The 18,855-nt window shown below is 45.7% G+C and carries 17 protein-coding genes; 5 read left to right on the top strand and 12 right to left on the bottom strand.

Annotation, left to right across the window (positions count from 1 at the left end):
• Positions 1-108: 108 nt before the first annotated feature.
• Genes panE through csdA form a run of 3 tightly spaced genes read left to right on the top strand, consistent with a single transcriptional unit; the run spans position 109 to position 2,809 of the window.
• The gene (gene panE / locus IX95_RS20235; RefSeq protein WP_038163527.1) at positions 109-999 is read left to right on the top strand and encodes a 2-dehydropantoate 2-reductase; all 891 of its coding nucleotides are present in this window, start codon (positions 109-111) and stop codon (positions 997-999) included.
• Positions 996-1,604 carry a DJ-1 family glyoxalase III gene (locus IX95_RS20230; RefSeq protein ID WP_038163524.1) on the top strand — a complete coding sequence of 203 codons (609 nt, stop codon included), beginning with the start codon at positions 996-998 and terminating at the stop codon, positions 1,602-1,604. The genes panE and IX95_RS20230 overlap by 4 nt, the downstream gene beginning before the upstream one ends.
• Entirely contained in the window at positions 1,598-2,809 is a 1,212-nt protein-coding gene (gene csdA, locus IX95_RS20225) for a cysteine desulfurase CsdA (protein ID WP_038163522.1), read from the top strand. The genes IX95_RS20230 and csdA overlap by 7 nt, the downstream gene beginning before the upstream one ends.
• 65 nt (positions 2,810-2,874) lie before the next feature.
• Here the strand turns inward: csdA and radA are convergent, their stop codons facing one another.
• Positions 2,875-4,254 (bottom strand): DNA repair protein RadA, encoded by a 1,380-nt coding sequence (gene radA, locus IX95_RS20220; RefSeq protein WP_038163566.1) that lies wholly within the window; start codon positions 4,252-4,254, stop codon positions 2,875-2,877.
• Positions 4,255-4,388: 134 nt separating this feature from the next.
• On the opposite strand from radA, the gene IX95_RS20215 reads away from it, so the two are divergent.
• Positions 4,389-6,734, top strand: coding sequence for a PilZ domain-containing protein (locus IX95_RS20215; RefSeq protein WP_038163520.1), 2,346 nt, complete (start codon positions 4,389-4,391; stop codon positions 6,732-6,734).
• Between the two features lie 34 nt (positions 6,735-6,768).
• Here the strand turns inward: IX95_RS20215 and serB are convergent, their stop codons facing one another.
• On the bottom strand, positions 6,769-7,749 hold the full coding sequence (serB, locus tag IX95_RS20210) for a phosphoserine phosphatase (RefSeq protein ID WP_038163517.1): 981 nt from the start codon (positions 7,747-7,749) through the stop codon (positions 6,769-6,771).
• A gap of 103 nt (positions 7,750-7,852) precedes the next feature.
• Between serB and IX95_RS20205 the strand changes: the two genes are divergently transcribed.
• A complete protein-coding gene (locus IX95_RS20205; RefSeq protein WP_006957967.1) occupies positions 7,853-8,455 on the top strand; it encodes a YtjB family periplasmic protein in 603 nt (200 codons plus the stop codon).
• An 81-nt stretch (positions 8,456-8,536) separates the two neighbouring features.
• Here the strand turns inward: IX95_RS20205 and deoD are convergent, their stop codons facing one another.
• The 10 genes from deoD to IX95_RS20160 form a co-directional block, all read right to left on the bottom strand.
• The gene (gene deoD, locus IX95_RS20200; RefSeq protein ID WP_006957968.1) at positions 8,537-9,256 is read right to left on the bottom strand and encodes a purine-nucleoside phosphorylase; all 720 of its coding nucleotides are present in this window, start codon (positions 9,254-9,256) and stop codon (positions 8,537-8,539) included.
• Positions 9,257-9,321: 65 nt separating this feature from the next.
• On the bottom strand, positions 9,322-10,542 hold the full coding sequence (locus IX95_RS20195; RefSeq protein WP_038163514.1) for a phosphopentomutase: 1,221 nt from the start codon (positions 10,540-10,542) through the stop codon (positions 9,322-9,324).
• A gap of 61 nt (positions 10,543-10,603) precedes the next feature.
• A complete protein-coding gene (gene deoA / locus IX95_RS20190) occupies positions 10,604-11,932 on the bottom strand; it encodes a thymidine phosphorylase (protein WP_038163512.1) in 1,329 nt (442 codons plus the stop codon).
• Between the two features lie 82 nt (positions 11,933-12,014).
• Positions 12,015-12,791 (bottom strand): deoxyribose-phosphate aldolase, encoded by a 777-nt coding sequence (deoC, locus tag IX95_RS20185; protein WP_019274514.1) that lies wholly within the window; start codon positions 12,789-12,791, stop codon positions 12,015-12,017.
• A gap of 265 nt (positions 12,792-13,056) precedes the next feature.
• A complete protein-coding gene (locus IX95_RS20180; protein WP_006957973.1) occupies positions 13,057-13,227 on the bottom strand; it encodes a XapX domain-containing protein in 171 nt (56 codons plus the stop codon).
• 352 nt (positions 13,228-13,579) lie between these two features.
• Positions 13,580-14,842: a NupC/NupG family nucleoside CNT transporter gene (locus IX95_RS20175; protein ID WP_021457968.1), complete on the bottom strand. Its 1,263-nt coding sequence runs from the start codon at positions 14,840-14,842 to the stop codon at positions 13,580-13,582.
• Between the two features lie 204 nt (positions 14,843-15,046).
• Positions 15,047-15,820 carry a TatD family hydrolase gene (locus tag IX95_RS20170; protein WP_038163509.1) on the bottom strand — a complete coding sequence of 258 codons (774 nt, stop codon included), beginning with the start codon at positions 15,818-15,820 and terminating at the stop codon, positions 15,047-15,049.
• Entirely contained in the window at positions 15,820-15,969 is a 150-nt protein-coding gene (locus IX95_RS26565) for a DUF5363 family protein (protein WP_158502590.1), read from the bottom strand. Before IX95_RS26565 ends, IX95_RS20170 begins: the two co-directional genes overlap by 1 nt.
• A gap of 12 nt (positions 15,970-15,981) precedes the next feature.
• The gene (yaaA, locus tag IX95_RS20165) at positions 15,982-16,755 is read right to left on the bottom strand and encodes a peroxide stress protein YaaA (protein WP_038163506.1); all 774 of its coding nucleotides are present in this window, start codon (positions 16,753-16,755) and stop codon (positions 15,982-15,984) included.
• A 100-nt stretch (positions 16,756-16,855) separates the two neighbouring features.
• Positions 16,856-18,286 carry an alanine/glycine:cation symporter family protein gene (locus IX95_RS20160; protein WP_006957978.1) on the bottom strand — a complete coding sequence of 477 codons (1,431 nt, stop codon included), beginning with the start codon at positions 18,284-18,286 and terminating at the stop codon, positions 16,856-16,858.
• Between the last annotated feature and the right edge of the window lie 569 nt (positions 18,287-18,855).

Genomic DNA, 18,855 nt, shown 5'->3' with positions numbered 1-18,855 from the left:
AAAAGAACTTCATTGCCTTCAAAATGGTACCTTCGGGTACCATTTTTTATTTGCTTTCGCTCAAACGGTGATTATCCTTGTGGGAAATTATCTGTTCGGCAAATCAGTGTGAATATCGTCATTCTTGGCCCCGGTGCTATTGGTACGCTATGGGCAACTAAACTCTCACTTTCAGGTCACAATGTTGCTGTGTGGTCAACCTCAACAAATCACCAACTGAGTCTACAGCTTGATGAATTACCGGCGATTCAATTTGATAACCGAGATATCGTTTCTATTAAGCAAGCTGACTTATTACTAGTCACAGTAAAAGCATGGCAAGTTGAGAGCGCACTTGAGCCATTAAAAGCGCATATTGCTCCAGAAACTATAATTACTCTGATGCACAATGGCATGGGGACCGCAGACTGGGTTTACGATACTTTTCCTGGCAACCCTTTGCTCCTTGCGACAACCACTCATGGCGCCTATAAGCCCACCAAACACCAAGTCATGCACACTGGCTTAGGCTTAACCCAAATAGGTGGTGTCAATCGTTCGGGGAAACAATGCCACTTTCTCCAACCAGTTTTGCAGCATGCGCTTCCAGAAGTCACTTGGTGTGACAATATTGAGCATGCTTTGTGGTCTAAGCTGGCCGTCAACTGCGCAATCAACCCGTTAACGGCTATTTTCCAAGTTAAGAACGGTGAGTTGGCTTCCGAGCAATATAAAAACCAACTTACCAATGTCATCGAAGAAGTCTTTCAAGTAATGAACGCCTGCTCCATCCCTATCGAGAAGTCTATGTTGGAATCGACGGTTCACCAAGTGATCCGTGCCACTGCAGAAAACTTCTCTTCTATGAAGCAAGATATTTACTATCAACGCAAATCTGAAATTGATTTTATTACCGGTTACTTACTGAAGCAGGCTAAAATTCATAATATTCAAGTCCCTGAAAATCAAGCTCTATACACTCAGATCCATCACATCGAACAAAGCTGGAAACAACAATGAATAAAAAAGTACTGGTCCCGATTGCACCGGGCACAGAAGAAATGGAAGCCGTCACCATCATCGACATGATGGTACGAGCTGGCTACGACGTTACTGTGGCCAGTGCTGATTTTGCAGGCCAGCTTACAATGAAAGCTTCCAGAGGCGTTACGCTCACTGCTGATTGTAAACTCGTCGATATCGCCGATGACGAATTCGATGCGGTGATCTTGCCTGGTGGTGTTGAAGGAGCAGAAACGTTTCGCGACAGTACAGTATTAGTTGAGATAGTTCGCCAACAAATGTACGAAGGAAAGCTGGTCGCCGCAATATGCGCCGCACCAGCGTTAGTACTGGCTCACCATAAGCTTTACCCTGACTCTTTAATGACCTGCCATCCTAGTTTTGAATCTCATATCAGTAAGGAAAATTGGCGAGTTAAACGCGTCACTTACGATATTAATCACAACTTGTTGACCAGCCAAGGCCCCGGTACTGCACTAGAATTTGCGATGGAAATCATCATTAACCTTTCAGGAAAAGAACACGCTTGGACGGTTGCCGAACCTATGGTGACGATTCCAACTCTGCAATATCACAAGCTAGGTGGCCTTGAGTCATGCTAGACGTTCATGCCATCCGTTCACAATTTCCTGCATTAACTCAAAACGTTAATGGGGAACAACTGGTGTATCTCGATAGTGCAGCGACGACACAAAAACCTGATTGTGTTATCAATGCAATTTCAGACTACTATCGCTCTCAAAATGCCAATGTTCACCGTGGTAGCCACAGCCTGACTGCACAAGCTACTAGCCACTTCGAAGCAGCTCGTCAAACCATCGCAACCTTCATCGGTGCGGAGAGCAGCAAAGAAATAATCTGGACACGCGGCGCGACAGAGGCGCTTAACCTAATCGCACAAACCTATGCACGTAACACCTTACTGCCCGGTGATGAAATTCTGGTTAGCGAAATGGAACACCACGCCAATATCGTGCCTTGGCAAATCGTTGCAGAGCAGACTGGAGCAAGAGTCATCAAGGTGCCAATGACTGAAGATTGCCAATGGGATATGGCGGCGTTTTCATCTTTGCTATCCGATAAAACCAAACTGGTGGCGCTGGCTCATATCACCAACGTAACGGGAACACGTCTACCGATTGAGTCGGTGATAACTCAAGCGCATCAAGTGGGTGCGAAAGTTGTTGTCGATGGAGCTCAAGGTATTGTTCATGAAACTATTGATGTAAAAACGTTAGATGCGGACTTTTATGTTTTCTCTGGGCACAAGCTCTATGCACCTGCAGGTATAGGTGTCTTGTATGGCAAACTGTCGCTGCTTGATGCTATGCCTCCGTGGCACGGCGGGGGGAAAATGGTCGAAAAAGTGTCGTTTTCTGGAACCACTTTCAGCGAACTGCCAGGCAAATTCGAAGCTGGTACCCCCAATGTGGCAGGTGCGATTGCGTTAGCCACAGCGATAAACTGGTATCAGAGTTTTGAGCATACTGATATAGAAAATCACATTCGTAGCCTGGTTCAGAACGCTTATCAAAGGCTATCTCAAATCGACGACATTAGGGTGTTAGGCTACCAAGCTAATGCTTCTGTATTGTCGTTTGTCATTGATGGTGTGCACCACCAAGACCTCGCAACATTACTTGATCAACAGGGCATCGCCGTTCGTGCTGGCCATCACTGTGCTCACCCCCTAATGGACGCACTTGGTGTTAAGGGTACCGTGCGAGCTTCCTTTGCTATTTACAATACACAGCAAGATGTTGACAAACTGGTCGCCGCTGTAGAGAAAGCCGCAGGTATGCTTTAGCAAGAAATAAAAAAGGGTTGACGCAAAACGACAACCCTTTAAAAAGCGGAAAAAGCAGTACGAGCTTAAAGTTCGTCAAAGGCCTCGATAGCTTCTGACAACTTCTTCACACCGTGAATTTGCATCCCCGGAATACCACCTTTAGGCATATTTGCAGCCGGAACTATGGCCTTTTTAAAACCATGTTTGAACGCCTCGTTCAGCCTTTCCTGCCCACTAGGCACCGGACGAATCTCTCCAGCAAGACCCACTTCACCAAAAATCACCACATCTTTTGGTAGTGCTCTATCTCTGAAGCTAGAAAGAAGTGCCATCACCAAAGCCAAATCAGCACTGGTTTCCGTTACTTTAACCCCACCAACCACATTCACAAACACATCCTGATCGGCCATCTGCAGACCACCATGTTTATGTAAAACGGCCAACAACAGCGACAATCTATTTTGTTCAAGGCCAACGGCAACACGTCGTGGGTTGGCTAACTGGGAGTAATCCACCAGTGCCTGAATCTCCACCAGCAGTGGACGAGTGCCTTCCCATACCACCATAACGGAGCTGCCTGAGGTCTCTTCTTCACCACGAGAAAGAAAAATAGCCGAAGGGTTACTGACTTCTTTCAGCCCCTGCCCTGTCATGGCGAACACGCCCAACTCATTCACTGCACCAAAACGGTTCTTGTGACTGCGAAGAGTTCTGAACCTGCTATCTGTGCCACCATCAAGCAGCACAGAACAGTCGATGATGTGCTCAAGCACTTTAGGCCCAGCCAAGGTGCCATCTTTAGTCACGTGGCCAACAATGAACACTGCGACATTATTTTGTTTAGCATAACGGGTTAACGCAGTCGCTGACTCCCTTACTTGCGCCACACTGCCCGGCGAAGATTGAACATCTGCCACATGCATCACCTGAATCGAGTCAATCACCAAAATCTTTGGTTGTTCTTTTTCTGCAATCTGGCAAATACGATCAACGTTGGTTTCTGAAAGCATTTTTAGATTGTCTTTAGGCAACCCCAGACGGGAAGCTCTCATCGCAACCTGTTGAAGCGACTCTTCACCGGTGACATACAAAGTCGGCATCTGAGATGCTAAATAGCACATGGTCTGTAACAACAGCGTCGATTTACCTGCACCAGGATTACCACCGATCAAAATCGCAGCTCCAGGAACAACGCCACCACCAAGTACTCGGTCAAGTTCCTTAAAACCACTGGTAAAGCGCGGAACTTCCTGCAGATCGATGTCAGATAACGTCTGAACCTGAGTTTCACCAGAATTTCCTGCGTAGCCAGTCAGTCGCTCGTTTCTTGCTGCCGCAGGGGATGCAGCTAACCTGACCTCACTAATCGTATTCCATGCGCCACAAGCATTACATTGTCCCTGCCAACGTGGAAAATCCGCGCCACAGTCATTACATACGTATGCTCTTTTTGCCTTTGCCATATCACCTCGGACCTGTATTTGTGACAATGCCGTTATCATTCGTCACCTATTCACCTTGATTCGGTGTAACATATCATTAAAGATCTTTATATCAAGGCCGATATTCAGAGTAAGGGACAAGCTAACAAAAATATATGCAGCAGCCAGAGATTTTATCTTTAGCAGAACGACTGATTCCTGCTTACAACTCCGATGATTTTGAATACCTTCTCGCCCAAATGACCGAAGGAGAGGCTCCATCGGTCAAAATTCTGGTTAAGATGGAACTTAACCGTGTGATGGCTCCCTGTACTAAAAGTGTTGACCTGCGCGGACGCGTAAAGGGCGAATGCCGTGAGTATGAACTCGATGGTGTCAAACATTGGCTAGACGACGTAGCTTTTAATGCTTACCACAAAAATACCCGTAAGTTTGGTGGCTATACCGAAGGCGTTTGGGAAGCACTGTGCAACACCCATAATAACTTTCGCGTCATGCAAAAACGTGGCAAACCACAAGGCATTGAGTTTTCAGAAAAAAGCACAGCCTACGATGTTGAAGCGATTAACTTGGGTTACGACCTTAAGCGACGTGAAAACCGTCTAAAACTTTCCTCCCAAATTGAATTTCAGGTCAATAAAGACCAATTAGTCCACGCCACAACCGTGGATATATCTCCCTCTGGCGCCAAATTTAAAGTACCTTCTGCCTTCAACTACAAACTGGGAGAAATCATTGCTGTTCGCTTTGTTGAGCTCGCGAAAAACAGTGAAGTAGAAGGATTGAACACTCCCATCAACTACCGAATTGTCGGTATCGATGAGTCCTATGAAAACGATGCAGTAAAATACCTACGTCTGCTCAAGCTAGATGAAACAACCGTGGTCGAAGAGGTCATCGAAGACCAACTAAAAAATGACACCCAACGTTCCCGTCACGACAATCAAGACAAGGTCATCCGAGCACGTTCTAGGGGATACGAGCATACCTTCCTGAAACACACCTGTAATTTACCTGTATTCTTCAGCGGTAGTGAACTCAAGTTGGCGTTGATGACTGAAAACAACCAACCTATCTGGCAGTACTGGCAGGATGAACGTAATCAACAAGCCCTGACGACCTTATTTAACAAGGAAAGAATAGAGCACCTAACCAAGCCGGGCATGCGCGGCAGCAACAACGTGTTTTATTCATTCACTCATGAACATCAGGGAAAAACCTTGTTCTTCTCGATGATGATGCCAGAAGCTACCCGTCAGGTGCGCCAACTTTTCTGGCATGTGGGGGCGAAAAAAGAAAGCTGGCGAGCATTTCGTCTGCATGTTTTTGAATTATCAAACATTGAACGAAGTGAATTAGCTAATCATTCTACTGAGTTGGATTTTGAAACTAAGTCCTTGACTCATTGCGGCATTTTGCAGGAGCTTTCCACAGAGGCCACTAATCGAGATTATTTATTAACGGAAAAGCCTCGCTTACCGAGCAGCGAGCTAAATCGCTTCCGTCATGCACGTAACCCGGAAAGCAATCCGGTTTGCCTCTATTTCGATGCTAAGTCTCGCCGCAAAGAACCTCGCTTTCAATTCCGCTCACCAATAGAGATGACTTGCAATCAAAATATTGCCCATGCTGGTGTGACACTCGATATATCTAAGCGTGGTATTAGTGTTGCGCTGACTTCTCCGAGTTCACTAAAAGCAGGGGAAATGTGTTCGGTCAACTTTAAAGAACTCAGCCTTTATGACAAAAAGCTCCCTCTCGATAGTGTGCCTTACACGGTAGTTAGAATTTCCCCTGGAGGAAAACGTCTTCAGTTGGTGATGCAAGAAGACAGCAACACAATGCGTACCATCGCCTTTTTCGGCAAACTTATCGAGCATAACCAAGACAAGCTTATTGCTAAGAAAGAGCTACTGCCAAGTAACCTTTTGCTCGAAGGGCTGCATGACATACTTTTGGATAAAATTGTCAGTTCTCCAATTTTCGTCGAAAAACGCGGCAAAAACCTCAAGCCTCGAGTTATTGGAGTCAATTTCCCTCTAGCTCCACACTTGGTCGTATTGGCAAAGCTTGGACAGGAAGAAAATTTTTCTCTGGAACCTATTTATAAAGGTCACACTAATACATTACTGGCACAACCGATGCGTCGCATAGACGGTGCTCAGCCAAAATTTCAGGAAGTCTATTTGTCGATCTCTCAATTTGGCACACGGATTCAGTCATACGAGTCTAAATTGGTGAGTGAGTTTGACTCTCTCAAAGAGCGTGTGGCCTTTATTAAGAATGCGCAGTCTATGGGTGAGTTTTATGCCCTGCGGGTATGCAGTGCCCCAGTATTCGATCCTATGAGTGCCCTACTGCAAGAAGATCTTAAAGAACTGGCGCCAATCAGTATGCATCAGGCGAGAAGTTTGGAAAAAGAGATCAACGGCATAATGGGCTACGGCGAAATTACCGATATTACAGAAGAAGTGTTGATTCGCCTCGAGCTGACAAAATAGAAAAGCGAGGGTAAACCTCGCTTTTTTATGTTTGTTATGGTGCAGGCTTGAAGCTTATCTTCTTCTGTTTCACCAATGCCGCTGAAAGGATACACAAGACGCCACCCAGTCCAGCATATCGCACCGCGGTTTGTGCCTGCTGCTCTACCTTAGGTTTAGCGTGATAAGCAATGCCCAAACCAGCAGCTGACATCATAACTAGATCGTTCGCGCCATCTCCAACTGCTATGGTATTGTGTGGTTCAATCTCATACTTCTCCGCCAGCTCTTCAAGAATATCCGCTTTGGTTTGCGCAGAAACAACATCACCTAACACCTTACCAGTCAGCTTGCCGTCAGTAATTTCCAGCTGATTAGATTGAGCATGGTCGAGTTTCAACGTTTCCTTGAGGTAATCAGAGAAATAAGTAAAGCCGCCAGAAGCTATCGCCGTCTTCCAGCCAAATTGATGCAAGGTATGCACAAGCTCTGGCAAATCCGGCATCAGAGGAAGCTCATCTCGGACGCTGGATAAAATGCTTTCATCCGCTCCAGTCAGCGCCGCAACTCGCTGGCGCAGGCTTTGTTCAAAATCGAGCTCCCCTTGCATGGCTCGTTCGGTCACTTCGGAGACTTCTTCACCAACTCCCGCCAGTTTGGCGATTTCGTCAATGCATTCAATCTGAATGGCGGTCGAGTCCATATCCATGACAATCAAGCCAGGTTTCGATAGATCTGGCAGATCGTTCAGCGGCGCATAATCAAGCTCAATACCTTGAAGGATTTTCTCGTGTTCCGCTGTCAACTCACCTTGCATCAGAGCTACTTCATACTGACCAACCTTCCACACATCAACGACTGCGTTATAGTAGCCTGTAAAAAAGTCGATATCTTCAAACAGCTTTGGCGACAAATATTTCGCAAACACAATCCAATTTGCTTTGGCTTTGTTGAAATTGTTCGCTAAGCGCGTTTCTGGCAGTCGGTTATAAAGTGATGTATGCCTTTGAATAGAAAGAGTCTTAAACGTTTCCATGTAAATCATTCCTAAAAAATCTCCTCACACGTTAACCTATTGCAATTTAGCAGCGCAAGTATCAATATGCTCTATAGCAAAATTAACCTCGGTTTGGGTGTGTATGGAATCCTCTCTGTTTTCATTTCGTATGGCCGTAAGAGCACTCGCCATTCTTTCCCTGATTGCCATGGTGGCAGTTATCGGTGTCAACAGCGTTAAAATTACAAAAGGTAATGAGCAGATTCAGAAAAATCAGCTGGAAACGCTGATTAAAGTTCTGGTATCGCAAGCCTCATTGTCTGCAGGCGATATGATCGTCAATCAAGACCAAGAGCGATTATTGAAGCTGACGAACCAGTTGGCTCAGGATAATTTGGTGTTTGATGCCACCATTTACGATGCGGAAGGTATTCGTTTAGCATCCAGCGATAAAGGCAAAAGTGTGCGCGAAATTCTTGGTTTAGATACACCGCTTGAAACCGCTCGGATCGGTAAACAGCAACTTGTCGAGCCAATTATGCACGATAACTCAGTTCTTGGGTTTGTTCGCATTACTTTTGAAACAGGTAAAGTAACCGCGTTTTCCGATCATTATTACCGCAAGAGTGATCGCTATATGTATACCATGGTTGGGATGAGTTTTATTGCGGGTTTATTGCTTGCGGTCGTCATTCGTCGAAAGCCAAAGAAAAAAGGCGAAAATCTGCTGTTAAAAGATATGTAGAGCAATAAAGAAAGGGTTGACCCATTAGGTCAACCCTTTCTTGTTCGTACGGTTGCGCTAGCTCAGATAGCCAACAGCATCTTACGCTTCATCACCAAGTAGAACCGAGTCTAGGGCAACGATCATCATGTCATTGAAAGTCGTCTGACGCTCGTCCGACGTAGTCTGCTCGCCCGTTTTGATGTGATCAGATACAGTACAGATAGTCAGAGCTTTCGCACCGTACTCAGCACAAACGCCGTAGATACCAGCCGCTTCCATTTCAACACCAACAATACCGTACTTGTCCATTACATCGAACATTTCTGGATCTGGCGTATAGAACAGTTCCGCGGAAAACAGGTTACCGACTTTCACTTCGATACCACGTGCTTTAGCCGCCTCTTCTGCTGCTCGAACCATCTTGTAGTCAGCAATAGCAGCAAAGTCATGGCCTTTAAAGCGAATGCGATTTACTTTAGAGTCAGTACAAGCGCCCATACCAATCACAACATCACGTACTTTGATGTCTTCGCTAACTGCACCACAGCTACCTACACGGATGATTTTCTTCACACCGTAGTCTTTAATCAGCTCAGTAGCATAGATTGAACAAGATGGGATACCCATACCGTGGCCCATCACAGACACTTTACGACCTTTGTAAGTGCCTGTGAAACCGAACATATTACGTACATCACAGACCTGAACGACATCTTCTAGGAAGGTTTCTGCAATGTACTTCGCGCGTAGCGGGTCACCTGGCATAAGAACGACATCTGCGAATGCACCCGTTTCAGCATTAATATGTGGAGTTGCCATGTCTGTTAATTCCTTAACTAAGTTAAATGTTGTCAGAGAGGTGGTTTACCTCTCTAACTCTCTCATTACAAAAAGTTTTTACCGTAATCCATTGGTGAAGTACCAAAGTACGTCGCCAATGATTGACCAATATCCGCAAAAGACTCACGCAGACCTAGAGAACCAGCTGGCACTTTCTGACCATAAACGATCACAGGGATGTGTTCACGTGTGTGGTCAGTACCTGGCCAAGTTGGGTCACAACCGTGGTCGGCCGTCAGGATTAGAACATCGTCCTCCTCCATCAGCTCCATCACTTCATGGATACGACCATCGAAGTACTCAAGCGCAGCAGCATAGCCAGCTACGTCACGGCGGTGACCATAGGCAGAATCAAAATCAACAAAGTTTGTGAAGACGATAGTATTGTCGCCCGCTTCTTTTATTGCCTCTTTTGTAGCTTCAAAGAGCGCTGGAATACCTGTTGCTTTAGTCTTCTTGGTGATACCACAGCCAGCGTAAATGTCAGAGATCTTACCGATCGAGTGAACTTCACCGCCCTTCTCCTCAACAAGCTTCTGTAGAATCGTCGCTGAAGGTGGCTCAACAGATAGATCGCGGCGATTACCAGTACGCTCAAACTGGCCTTTACCCGGGCCAATGAATGGGCGAGCGATAACGCGGCCGATGTTGTAGTCTTCAAGCTCTTCACGTGCGATCTGACAAAGCTCAAGCAAACGATCTAAGCCGAAGGTTTCTTCATGGCAAGCGATCTGGAATACCGAATCCGCCGACGTATAGAAGATAGGTTGCCCTGTCTTCATATGCTCTTCACCAAGATCATCCAGTACCTGAGTGCCCGACGCATGACAGTTACCAAGGAAATCGTCTAGACCAGCACGCTCGAGAATGCGATCTGTCAGCTCTTTCGGGAAGCTGTTGGCTTTGTCGGTAAAGTAGCCCCAGTCAAACAGAACCGGAACACCGGCAATTTCCCAGTGGCCTGACGGTGTGTCTTTACCTGAAGATAGCTCGGCAGCATGGCCGTAAGCACCAATGATCTCCGCCTCAGTATCCAAACCTGGCGCAAAGCGACCCGTTGATTCTTTGTGGGCCATTGCTAAACCAAGCTTTGACAGATTAGGCAACGTCAGTGGCCCTTTACGATCAGCGTTGTCCGCTAGACCTTTATCACATTGGTCTGCGATATGGCCCAGAGTGTCTGAACCAACATCACCAAATTTCTCAGCGTCTGCTGTCTCACCGATTCCAAAAGAATCCAGTACTAATATAAATGCTCTTTTCATTGCTCTTCCTCAGGCCCACCGGTAATCATTTTTATATGGCGGGCCTTAGTGTAATTTTTGATTAAACGTCTTCTGCGCGGATCTGACGATAAACCTCAGGCGTTGGAGTATACTCACCGCCGATAGTAATAGCCTGCTTCAGCGCTTCAGCCGCTTCAAGCCATTGCTCTTCACTACGTGCATGAATCACGGCCAGTGGTTTGTCACTCGATGCTTTTTCACCAAGGCGGATAAACCCGTCAAAACCCACAGCATAGTCAATTTCGTCTGTTGCAACACGGCGACCGCCACCCATGGAGACAACCGCCATACCGATTGCACGAGTGTCCATTGCCGATACCACACCGTCCTCATCAGCGAAGACTGGTTTAATGATTTCTGCTTTTTCCAGATAGTTTTCGTAGTTTTCAACAAAATCGGCCGGGCCACCTAGGCCTGCGACCATCTTGCCAAAGCACTGAGCAGCTTTACCGTTATCCAAAACTTCCATCAGTTTGGCGCGTGCACCTTCTGTGTCGTCAGCCAGTTTAGCCAACACCAACATTTCTGCACATGACGCCATCGTAACTTCAAGTAAACGAGGGTTGCGGTATTCACCCGTCAGAAACTGAACTGCTTCACGTACTTCGACTGCGTTACCCGCGGAAGAAGCCAGAACTTGGTTCATGTCAGTTAGGATAGCTGTTGTCTTGGTACCTGCGCCGTTTGCTACTGCTACGATAGATTTAGCGAGCTCTTCAGATGCTTCATAGGTTGGCATGAATGCGCCTGAACCCACTTTCACATCCATAACCAAAGACTCAAGGCCAGCAGCGAGTTTCTTAGACAGGATTGAAGCCGTGATCAGTGAAATGTTGTCAACCGTCGCGGTAATGTCGCGGGTTGCGTAAACACGCTTATCGGCTGGCGCTAAGTCGCCTGTTTGACCAATGATGGCAACACCTGCGTCTTTCGTGACATCACCAAACACTTCATTGGTTGGCGTGATGTTGTAGCCAGGAATCGACTCCAACTTATCTAGCGTACCGCCAGTATGCCCAAGACCTCGGCCAGAAATCATTGGAACAAAACCGCCACATGCCGCGACCATTGGGCCAAGCATCAATGACGTCACGTCACCAACACCACCTGTTGAATGCTTATCTACAATTGGGCCGCCAAATTCTTTATGGCTCCAGTCGATAACCATACCGGAATCACGCATCGCACACGTCAGTGCAATACGCTCTGGCATTGTCATTTCATTGAAAAAGATAGCCATCGCAAAGGCTGCGATTTGACCTTCAGAAACGGTGTTTTTAGCCACACCTTGGATAAAGAAATTGATTTCGTCGGCAGTTAGGACTTCGCCGTCGCGTTTTTTACGAATGATTTCTTGAGGTAAATACATTAGTTCCTCCCACACAAGCAAGGTGGTTAGTAGAGTAAAAGGTAATGTGGTGAGCTTTCGCTCACCACATTCAGACTTTTAATTAGTACGCTGCAGGGTCTGCAGTTTCGTCTGTTACTTCTAATGTATTTAGTAGGTTAGTTAGCAGGCTTGACGCACCAAAACGGTAATGACGAGCATCTACCCAGTTGTCGCCCAAAATCTCATCAGCCATTGCTAGATACGCTGCTGCATCTTCAGCCGTGCGCACACCACCTGCTGGTTTGAAACCAACAGATTCTGCAACATCCATATCACGAATAACTTCTAGCATCATGCGTGCATATTCAGGTGTTGCATTGACTGGCACTTTACCCGTTGAAGTCTTAATGAAGTCAGCGCCTGCTTTGATTGAAATTTCAGAGGCTTTCTTAATTAGTGCTTCTTCTTTCAGCTCACCGGTTTCGATGATGACTTTCAGAAGAATGTCACCACACGCTGCTTTACATTGCTTAACTAGCTCGAAGCCTACTTCCTCGTTACCTGCCATTAGAGCACGGTATGGGAATACAACGTCCACTTCATCTGCCCCGTAAGCAACGGCCGCTTTCGTTTCAGCAACAGCGATATCAATATCGTCATTACCGTGTGGGAAGTTCGTTACTGTCGCAATACGAACGTCTGGTGTACCTTGCTCGCGAAGTGTCTTCTTAGCAATAGGAATAAAGCGAGGATAAATACAGATCGCAGCTGTGTTTCCGACAGCTGATTTTGCGTCATGACATAGTGAGATCACTTTTGCATCAGTGTCATCATCATTTAGCGTAGTAAGATCCATAAGTTTAAGTGCACGTAGTGCTGCTGCTTTTAAATCGCTCATTTCTATCTCCGATCAATATTCATAAAAGTATCTGCTCAACCCAGTGTAGGTTGTACAGTCATTAATGAACGGACTTGGTTCCCTGAAGACTTAGGAACAAACAGCGAATTTGCCCCCAATTGCTATCCTTGTCACCGCACAGTACCAGTTTGGTCTATGGCACAACAATCTGCGATTGCGGTGTCTAACGGTATCTGTAGCCGATTGCCCAATGTTCTGACATCGCTACAACTAGCACCAATCATACTCCTTGTATTAACGGGCGCTAGCTAAAAAACTTTTCAATAATCCATTGATAAGTCACACCACCAAGATAAACCCCAACGATTCCCATAACGCCAGCTAGTGCAGGCGGTGCAGGAATGGGCAACTTAATGGCAGAAAACAGGACTCCAACGACAAAGCCCGCAAGGGCTGCGAGGAAAACTTCATTCATGAGTTTTACCCTACTCTCTATATTTACATACATTATAGATATTCGTCGCAGAACTGTAGTGGCTCATAGAGCGCAAACGGTTTGTATCTCAAAAAAGATTCCGTGCAACGTTTGTTCAATCTTCATGACCGACAAACGCTATGAATCCAGTTGTCTGAATCCACTCCAGACTTATCTCAAATCAAGCCAAACACTCAATCAAGCTTGTATTCGAGTCTTTCCCTGACAAGAGCCTACTAACAGGCTTAGGAAGCAATAATCAGGGAAAGAAAAACAAAAAAGCCCCGTAGCACACAGTGTGTGTCTACGGGGCTTTTTGAAACGGCGTCTATATAATCTTTCGCTTACTTAATTAGAAAGATAGGAAGAAGCCAGCGATTGTCGCCGCCATTAGGTTAGATAGCGTACCAGCACAAACCGCTTTAACACCCATACGAGCGATGTCGTGACGACGGTTTGGTGCTAGACCACCTAGACCACCTAGTAGAATCGCAATAGAAGAAAGGTTTGCGAAACCACATAGAGCGAACGAGATGATAGCTGCTGTCTTAGTAGACATTACTTCGCCAGTTGCTGGAACAACTTGTGCTGCTTCACCAACGTACGGTACGAAGTTTAGGTAGGCTACGAATTCGTTAACAACCAGTTTCTGACCGATGAACGAGCCAGCAAGCGTTGCTTCTTCCCATGGCACACCGATTAGGAATGCTAGAGGCGAGAAGATGTAACCTAGTAGAATTTCAAGTGTTAGCTCAGGCATACCGAACCAACCGCCAACGCCACCTAGGATACCGTTGATAAGTGCGATTAGACCGATGAACGCTAGTAGCATTGCACCAACGTTTAGAGCAAGCTGTAGACCTACAGAAGCACCACCAGCCGCTGCGTCGATAACGTTAGCAGGCTTGTCGTCACCACCGTCGATATCAGCGCCTAACTCTTCGTCTGGAGCGTCAGTTTCTGGCTTGATGATCTTAGCGAATAGTAGACCACCAGGTGCAGCCATGAATGATGCAGCAACTAGGTACTCTAGAGGAACACCCATAGAAGCGTAACCAGCTAGTACACCACCAGCAACAGAAGCTAGACCACCACACATTACAGCGAATAGTTCAGATTGCGTCATCTTAGGAACAAACGGACGAACCACTAGAGGTGCTTCAGTTTGACCTACGAAAATGTTCGCTGCTGCAGACATAGATTCCGCACGTGAAGTGCCAAGCGCTTTTTGTAGACCGCCACCAAGAATCTTGATTACCCACTGCATAACACCTACGTAGTAAAGTACAGAGATAAGTGCAGAGAAGAAGATTAGCGTTGGAAGTACCTGGAACGCGAAAATAAAGCCAATACCGTCAACTGAGAAGTTAACTAGGCTGCCAAATAGAAAACCAGTACCGTCTTTACCATAGTCGATTACATTCTGTACGCCAGCAGAGAAGCCAGCTAGAAGGTCACGACCCCATGGTACGTAAAGAACGAAACCACCGATGATGAATTGGATAGCAAATGCGCCACCCACAGTTCTTAGATTGATAGCTTTGCGGTTATCAGACAGTAGTAATGCAATTCCTAGCAATACTGCCATACCGACTAGGCTCATAAACAGGCTCATAGTTTATGATTTCCTTATATGTTATTTGTTGGCGTGTTACAAAATGGAGCTCTAAAGCGGAGGCAATTATACTCATCCGTCCAATGATAAAGTAATGCTGCCTTCACAGTTTCTAATAAGATTCATCATGCGTTCACTCATTTACGTGAAGAAGATCACCCTTCTCCATTCTGTAAATCATAAAAAGAACATTTTCTTTAGAAACTATTCACAAAGACCGAACGCCGAATTGCTATTTTTCCAAACGTTTTCAGCAATCGTTTGCTCATTAATATCCTTCAGCTTTGCGAGACAGGACAAGGTTTGAGCTAACATTTCTGGATGATTAGGTTTGCCTTGGTGCCCGTAAAGAGGCATGTCCGGTGCGTCCGTTTCCAGTACGATACATTCCATGGGTAAGTTCATCACCGCTTGGCGCGTTTTCCGTGCTCTTGGATAAGTGATAACGCCACCGATACCAATATAAAAACCCAACTCGACAAATTGCATTGCCTGCTGATAGCTACCCGAAAAACCGTGTAAAACTCCACCGTAAGGAAATTTATGGCGCTTCAGCAACTGAAGAACCAAATTATGGGTTTTCCTCGCGTGGAGGATCAGCGGCAACTTGAGTGTTTTCGCCAGTTCAATCTGAGCAATGAACACCTGTCGTTGTATTTCTTCGTCAACATCGACCATCGCATCTAAGCCACACTCACCAATGGCCTTACAACGTTCAAACTTTGTTTCAAACAAAGTGCGTAACTCAGGTAACTGTTGCTGACTATCTTTCGTTAAAAAATAGGGGTGCATCCCCAGCGCAATGTAAAGAGATGAATATGAAGAAGACAATGAGATTAATTGCTGCCAATTGGAAGGGCCAATTGCCGGAATCATGAACCGCTCAACGCCTGCTCGCTTTGCCAGTTGCAGTTGAGCCGAAAAATCATCTGAAAAAGGGGCGAAATCGAAATGACAGTGGGTATCAAAAAGGCGCATTATCGCTGCGCCTTTTTATTGGATTGAGAAGCTTGGTGAACGGGATCTGTGCGATAAGGAACACAACTGCGTTTATTCTCCGGAGTCAGCCCCATCGACTGACACCACGCATCGTATCGCGCAACCCACTGTTTAAACCAAGCTATCATCTATTGATTCCTTTATTGCTCTTCGCGTTTAAAAACCAATTCGGTCGGTGAAGACTCATCCTCAACAAAATAGTAGCCTGCTGTGTCAAACTTAGTCAGGTCCGCAACGCTCTCGATACGATTCTCAATGATGTATCGTGCCATCATGCCACGCGCTTTCTTCGCATAGAAGCTGATCACTTTGTACTGACCATTTTTGCAGTCTTTGAAAATTGGCGTAATCACCTGAGCATCCAGTGATTTTGGTTTTACAGCTTTAAAGTACTCGTTTGAAGCAAGGTTAATCAGAACATTATCACCCTGTTCTGCAATGGCTTGATTAATCTTGTCAGTAATCACATTACCCCAGAACTGATACAGGTTACTGCCTTTTTCATTGGCAAGTTTCGTCCCCATTTCCAGACGGTAAGGCTGCATCAAATCAAGCGGTTTAAGTAGACCATATAAACCAGACAACATGCGTAAGTGCTGTTGAGCATAATCAAAGTCATCGTCTGACAAACTTTGTGCGTCTAAGCCCGTGTACACATCGCCTTTAAAAGCTAGAATCGCTTGACGTGAGTTCTCCGCCGTAAACGTCTCACTCCACTCCTGAAAACGACCAACGTTCAGGTCAGCGATCTTGTCACTGACTTTCATCAAGCTCGCGACATCAGCAGGCGTCAGCTTACGACAGACATCAATCAGTTGTTTTGAGTACTCGATCAGTTCTGGCTGAGTAAATTTCTCTGTAGCCAGTGGTGATTCGTAATCTAAGGTTTTCGCTGGTGAAACGACGATTAGCATGGCTTTACTCTATCCGTTCTGTTTTTGTTGGCTATAGATTACAAAAAAAGCCATGCAATGTCTGCATGGCTTTTTGAATCGTTTTAATAGAGATTGGCTATTAATCTTTTTTGCTCTGATCCCAGATACCATCCTCAAGCTGAGATTTCAGCTCAGGAAAATCGTTCGAATCAAATGTTGGCACTTTACCTTCTTTTAGCTGGCGGTTGTAATCTTTCGCCAGCTTAATCACGATGCCAGAAAGAAGCAGAATCGCCACCAGGTTGACAATCGCCATCATCCCCATAGAAACATCTGCTAATGCCCAAACGATAGGTAGTGACGCAACGGCACCAAACATCACCATCGCTAGTACAACCAGACGGAACACGCCCAGGCCTGCTTTATGGTTATGCTCAAGGAAAATAAGGTTTGTTTCCGCGTATGAGTAGTTAGCAATAATAGACGTAAAGGCGAAGAAGAAAATCGCTACGGCTACAAAGATACCACCCCACGAGCCCACCTGAGAGCTCAACGCTGCCTGAGTCAGTTCAATACCCGTGATCTCACCATGCGGTACGTACTCACCGGACATCAGGATAATTGCCACCGTTGCTGAACAGATCACGATAGTGTCCATAAACACACCTAACATCTGAACATAGCCCTGAGACGCAGGGTGTGGCGGATAAGGTGTTGCTGATGCCGCTGCGTTTGGCGCAGAACCCATACCGGCTTCGTTTGAGAACAGACCACGTTTGATTCCGTTAATCATTGCTTGTGCAATTGCGTAACCTAAACCACCCGCCGCTGCTTCTTGTAGGCCAAAGGCACTCTTGAAGATCAAGCTCAGTACAGCCGGCAACTTGTCGATGTTCATAAACATAACGAACAGTGCCAATAATAGGTAAAGCAGCGCCATGGCAGGAACAATCATTTCTGCTACGCGAGCGATACGCTTGATACCACCAAAGATAACCACAGCGGATAACAGAACAACGGCAATACCAACATAGGTTTCATCCCAACCAAATGCCGTATTCATAGCTCCAGCAATAGAGTTAGCTTGAACCGCGTTAAATACCAAACCAAAAGCGATGATCAGGAAGATAGAGAACAATACGCCCATCCAGCGCATACCCAAACCTTTCTCCATGTAGTACGCAGGACCACCACGGTAGTTACCGTCATCATCTTTGGTTTTGTATAACTGCGCCAATGTACTCTCAGCAAACGACGTTGCCATACCCAGCATGGCAATCAGCCACATCCAGAAAATTGCACCTGGGCCACCAGCCGTCAGAGCAACAGCAACACCCGCCATGTTACCTGTACCCACACGGGCAGCTAGGCTAGTACACAAAGCTTGGAATGATGAGATACCCGCTTTATCCGCTTTACGGCTGTTCTTAAGTACCGAAAACATGTGGCCAAAATGGCGGAACTGGATAAAGCCCAGTCTGAATGTGAAGTACACACCGACACCGACTAGGAGATAAACAAGAATAGAGCCCCAAAGTAGGTCATTCATCAAATTAATTAAATCTGTCATAAGATCCTCGTAGTGAGTTTTCGCTGATCTCTGCTTCCCAGCCTTCCATCCAGTTGCAAACCAAGTGTCAATTCTGCTCAGTATTATTGTGTAATTATTGTGCAACTCAGATATGTAAAACGCGCCTCATGCTTCCATTTTACGTACCAGCGTATTTTTTGACGGGCGGATAATGCAATCAAGAATATCAAAAATCAATATGCAACCAAACAAATAACATTGTTATTTTTCACTATAAAATCACCATTAGTTAACACAAAAAAGAACATAAAAACCACAAATACAGAACATTAACATCAAAATTTAACAACAATACAGAACAGGCAACTCCATATGAAATCACATAGCCTCAAATATTTGACACTCCTTTATCACCAAGGACTGAGAGAAGAGTTTGCCCAGACAATCAATTCACAAAATCTGTTACTCAACTGCTCTAAATAAATCTAATTGCATAGCAAAACGAACCGCTGTTTTTTCACACACTGCGTTAACATTCATTTCTTAAGAATTTAATCGTTTTCGGTAAGTCGTTCGAACAAAAAAACATCAATCAACGCCCATTTTTC

This window comes from Vibrio sp. B183 (assembly GCF_000740665.1).
Lineage (GTDB): Bacteria > Pseudomonadota > Gammaproteobacteria > Enterobacterales > Vibrionaceae > Vibrio > Vibrio coralliilyticus.
The sequence above is the reverse complement of the archived record's forward strand: the minus strand, read 5'-3'. Positions and strand labels throughout refer to the sequence as shown.

Excerpts from the sequence above, each read along its gene's own strand:
- IX95_RS20230 (WP_038163524.1), top strand. The coding sequence starts at position 996 with ATGAATAAAAAAGTACTGGTCCCGATTGCACCGGGCACAGAAGAAATG.
- csdA (WP_038163522.1), top strand. The coding sequence starts at position 1,598 with ATGCTAGACGTTCATGCCATCCGTTCACAATTTCCTGCATTAACTCAA.
- radA (WP_038163566.1), bottom strand. The coding sequence starts at position 4,254 with ATGGCAAAGGCAAAAAGAGCATACGTATGTAATGACTGTGGCGCGGAT.
- IX95_RS20215 (WP_038163520.1), top strand. The coding sequence starts at position 4,389 with ATGCAGCAGCCAGAGATTTTATCTTTAGCAGAACGACTGATTCCTGCT.
- serB (WP_038163517.1), bottom strand. The coding sequence starts at position 7,749 with ATGGAAACGTTTAAGACTCTTTCTATTCAAAGGCATACATCACTTTAT.
- IX95_RS20205 (WP_006957967.1), top strand. The coding sequence starts at position 7,853 with ATGGAATCCTCTCTGTTTTCATTTCGTATGGCCGTAAGAGCACTCGCC.
- deoD (WP_006957968.1), bottom strand. The coding sequence starts at position 9,256 with ATGGCAACTCCACATATTAATGCTGAAACGGGTGCATTCGCAGATGTC.
- IX95_RS20195 (WP_038163514.1), bottom strand. The coding sequence starts at position 10,542 with ATGAAAAGAGCATTTATATTAGTACTGGATTCTTTTGGAATCGGTGAG.
- deoA (WP_038163512.1), bottom strand. The coding sequence starts at position 11,932 with ATGTATTTACCTCAAGAAATCATTCGTAAAAAACGCGACGGCGAAGTC.
- deoC (WP_019274514.1), bottom strand. The coding sequence starts at position 12,791 with ATGAGCGATTTAAAAGCAGCAGCACTACGTGCACTTAAACTTATGGAT.
- IX95_RS20180 (WP_006957973.1), bottom strand. The coding sequence starts at position 13,227 with ATGAATGAAGTTTTCCTCGCAGCCCTTGCGGGCTTTGTCGTTGGAGTC.
- IX95_RS20175 (WP_021457968.1), bottom strand. The coding sequence starts at position 14,842 with ATGAGCCTGTTTATGAGCCTAGTCGGTATGGCAGTATTGCTAGGAATT.
- IX95_RS20170 (WP_038163509.1), bottom strand. The coding sequence starts at position 15,820 with ATGCGCCTTTTTGATACCCACTGTCATTTCGATTTCGCCCCTTTTTCA.
- IX95_RS26565 (WP_158502590.1), bottom strand. The coding sequence starts at position 15,969 with ATGATAGCTTGGTTTAAACAGTGGGTTGCGCGATACGATGCGTGGTGT.
- yaaA (WP_038163506.1), bottom strand. The coding sequence starts at position 16,755 with ATGCTAATCGTCGTTTCACCAGCGAAAACCTTAGATTACGAATCACCA.
- IX95_RS20160 (WP_006957978.1), bottom strand. The coding sequence starts at position 18,286 with ATGACAGATTTAATTAATTTGATGAATGACCTACTTTGGGGCTCTATT.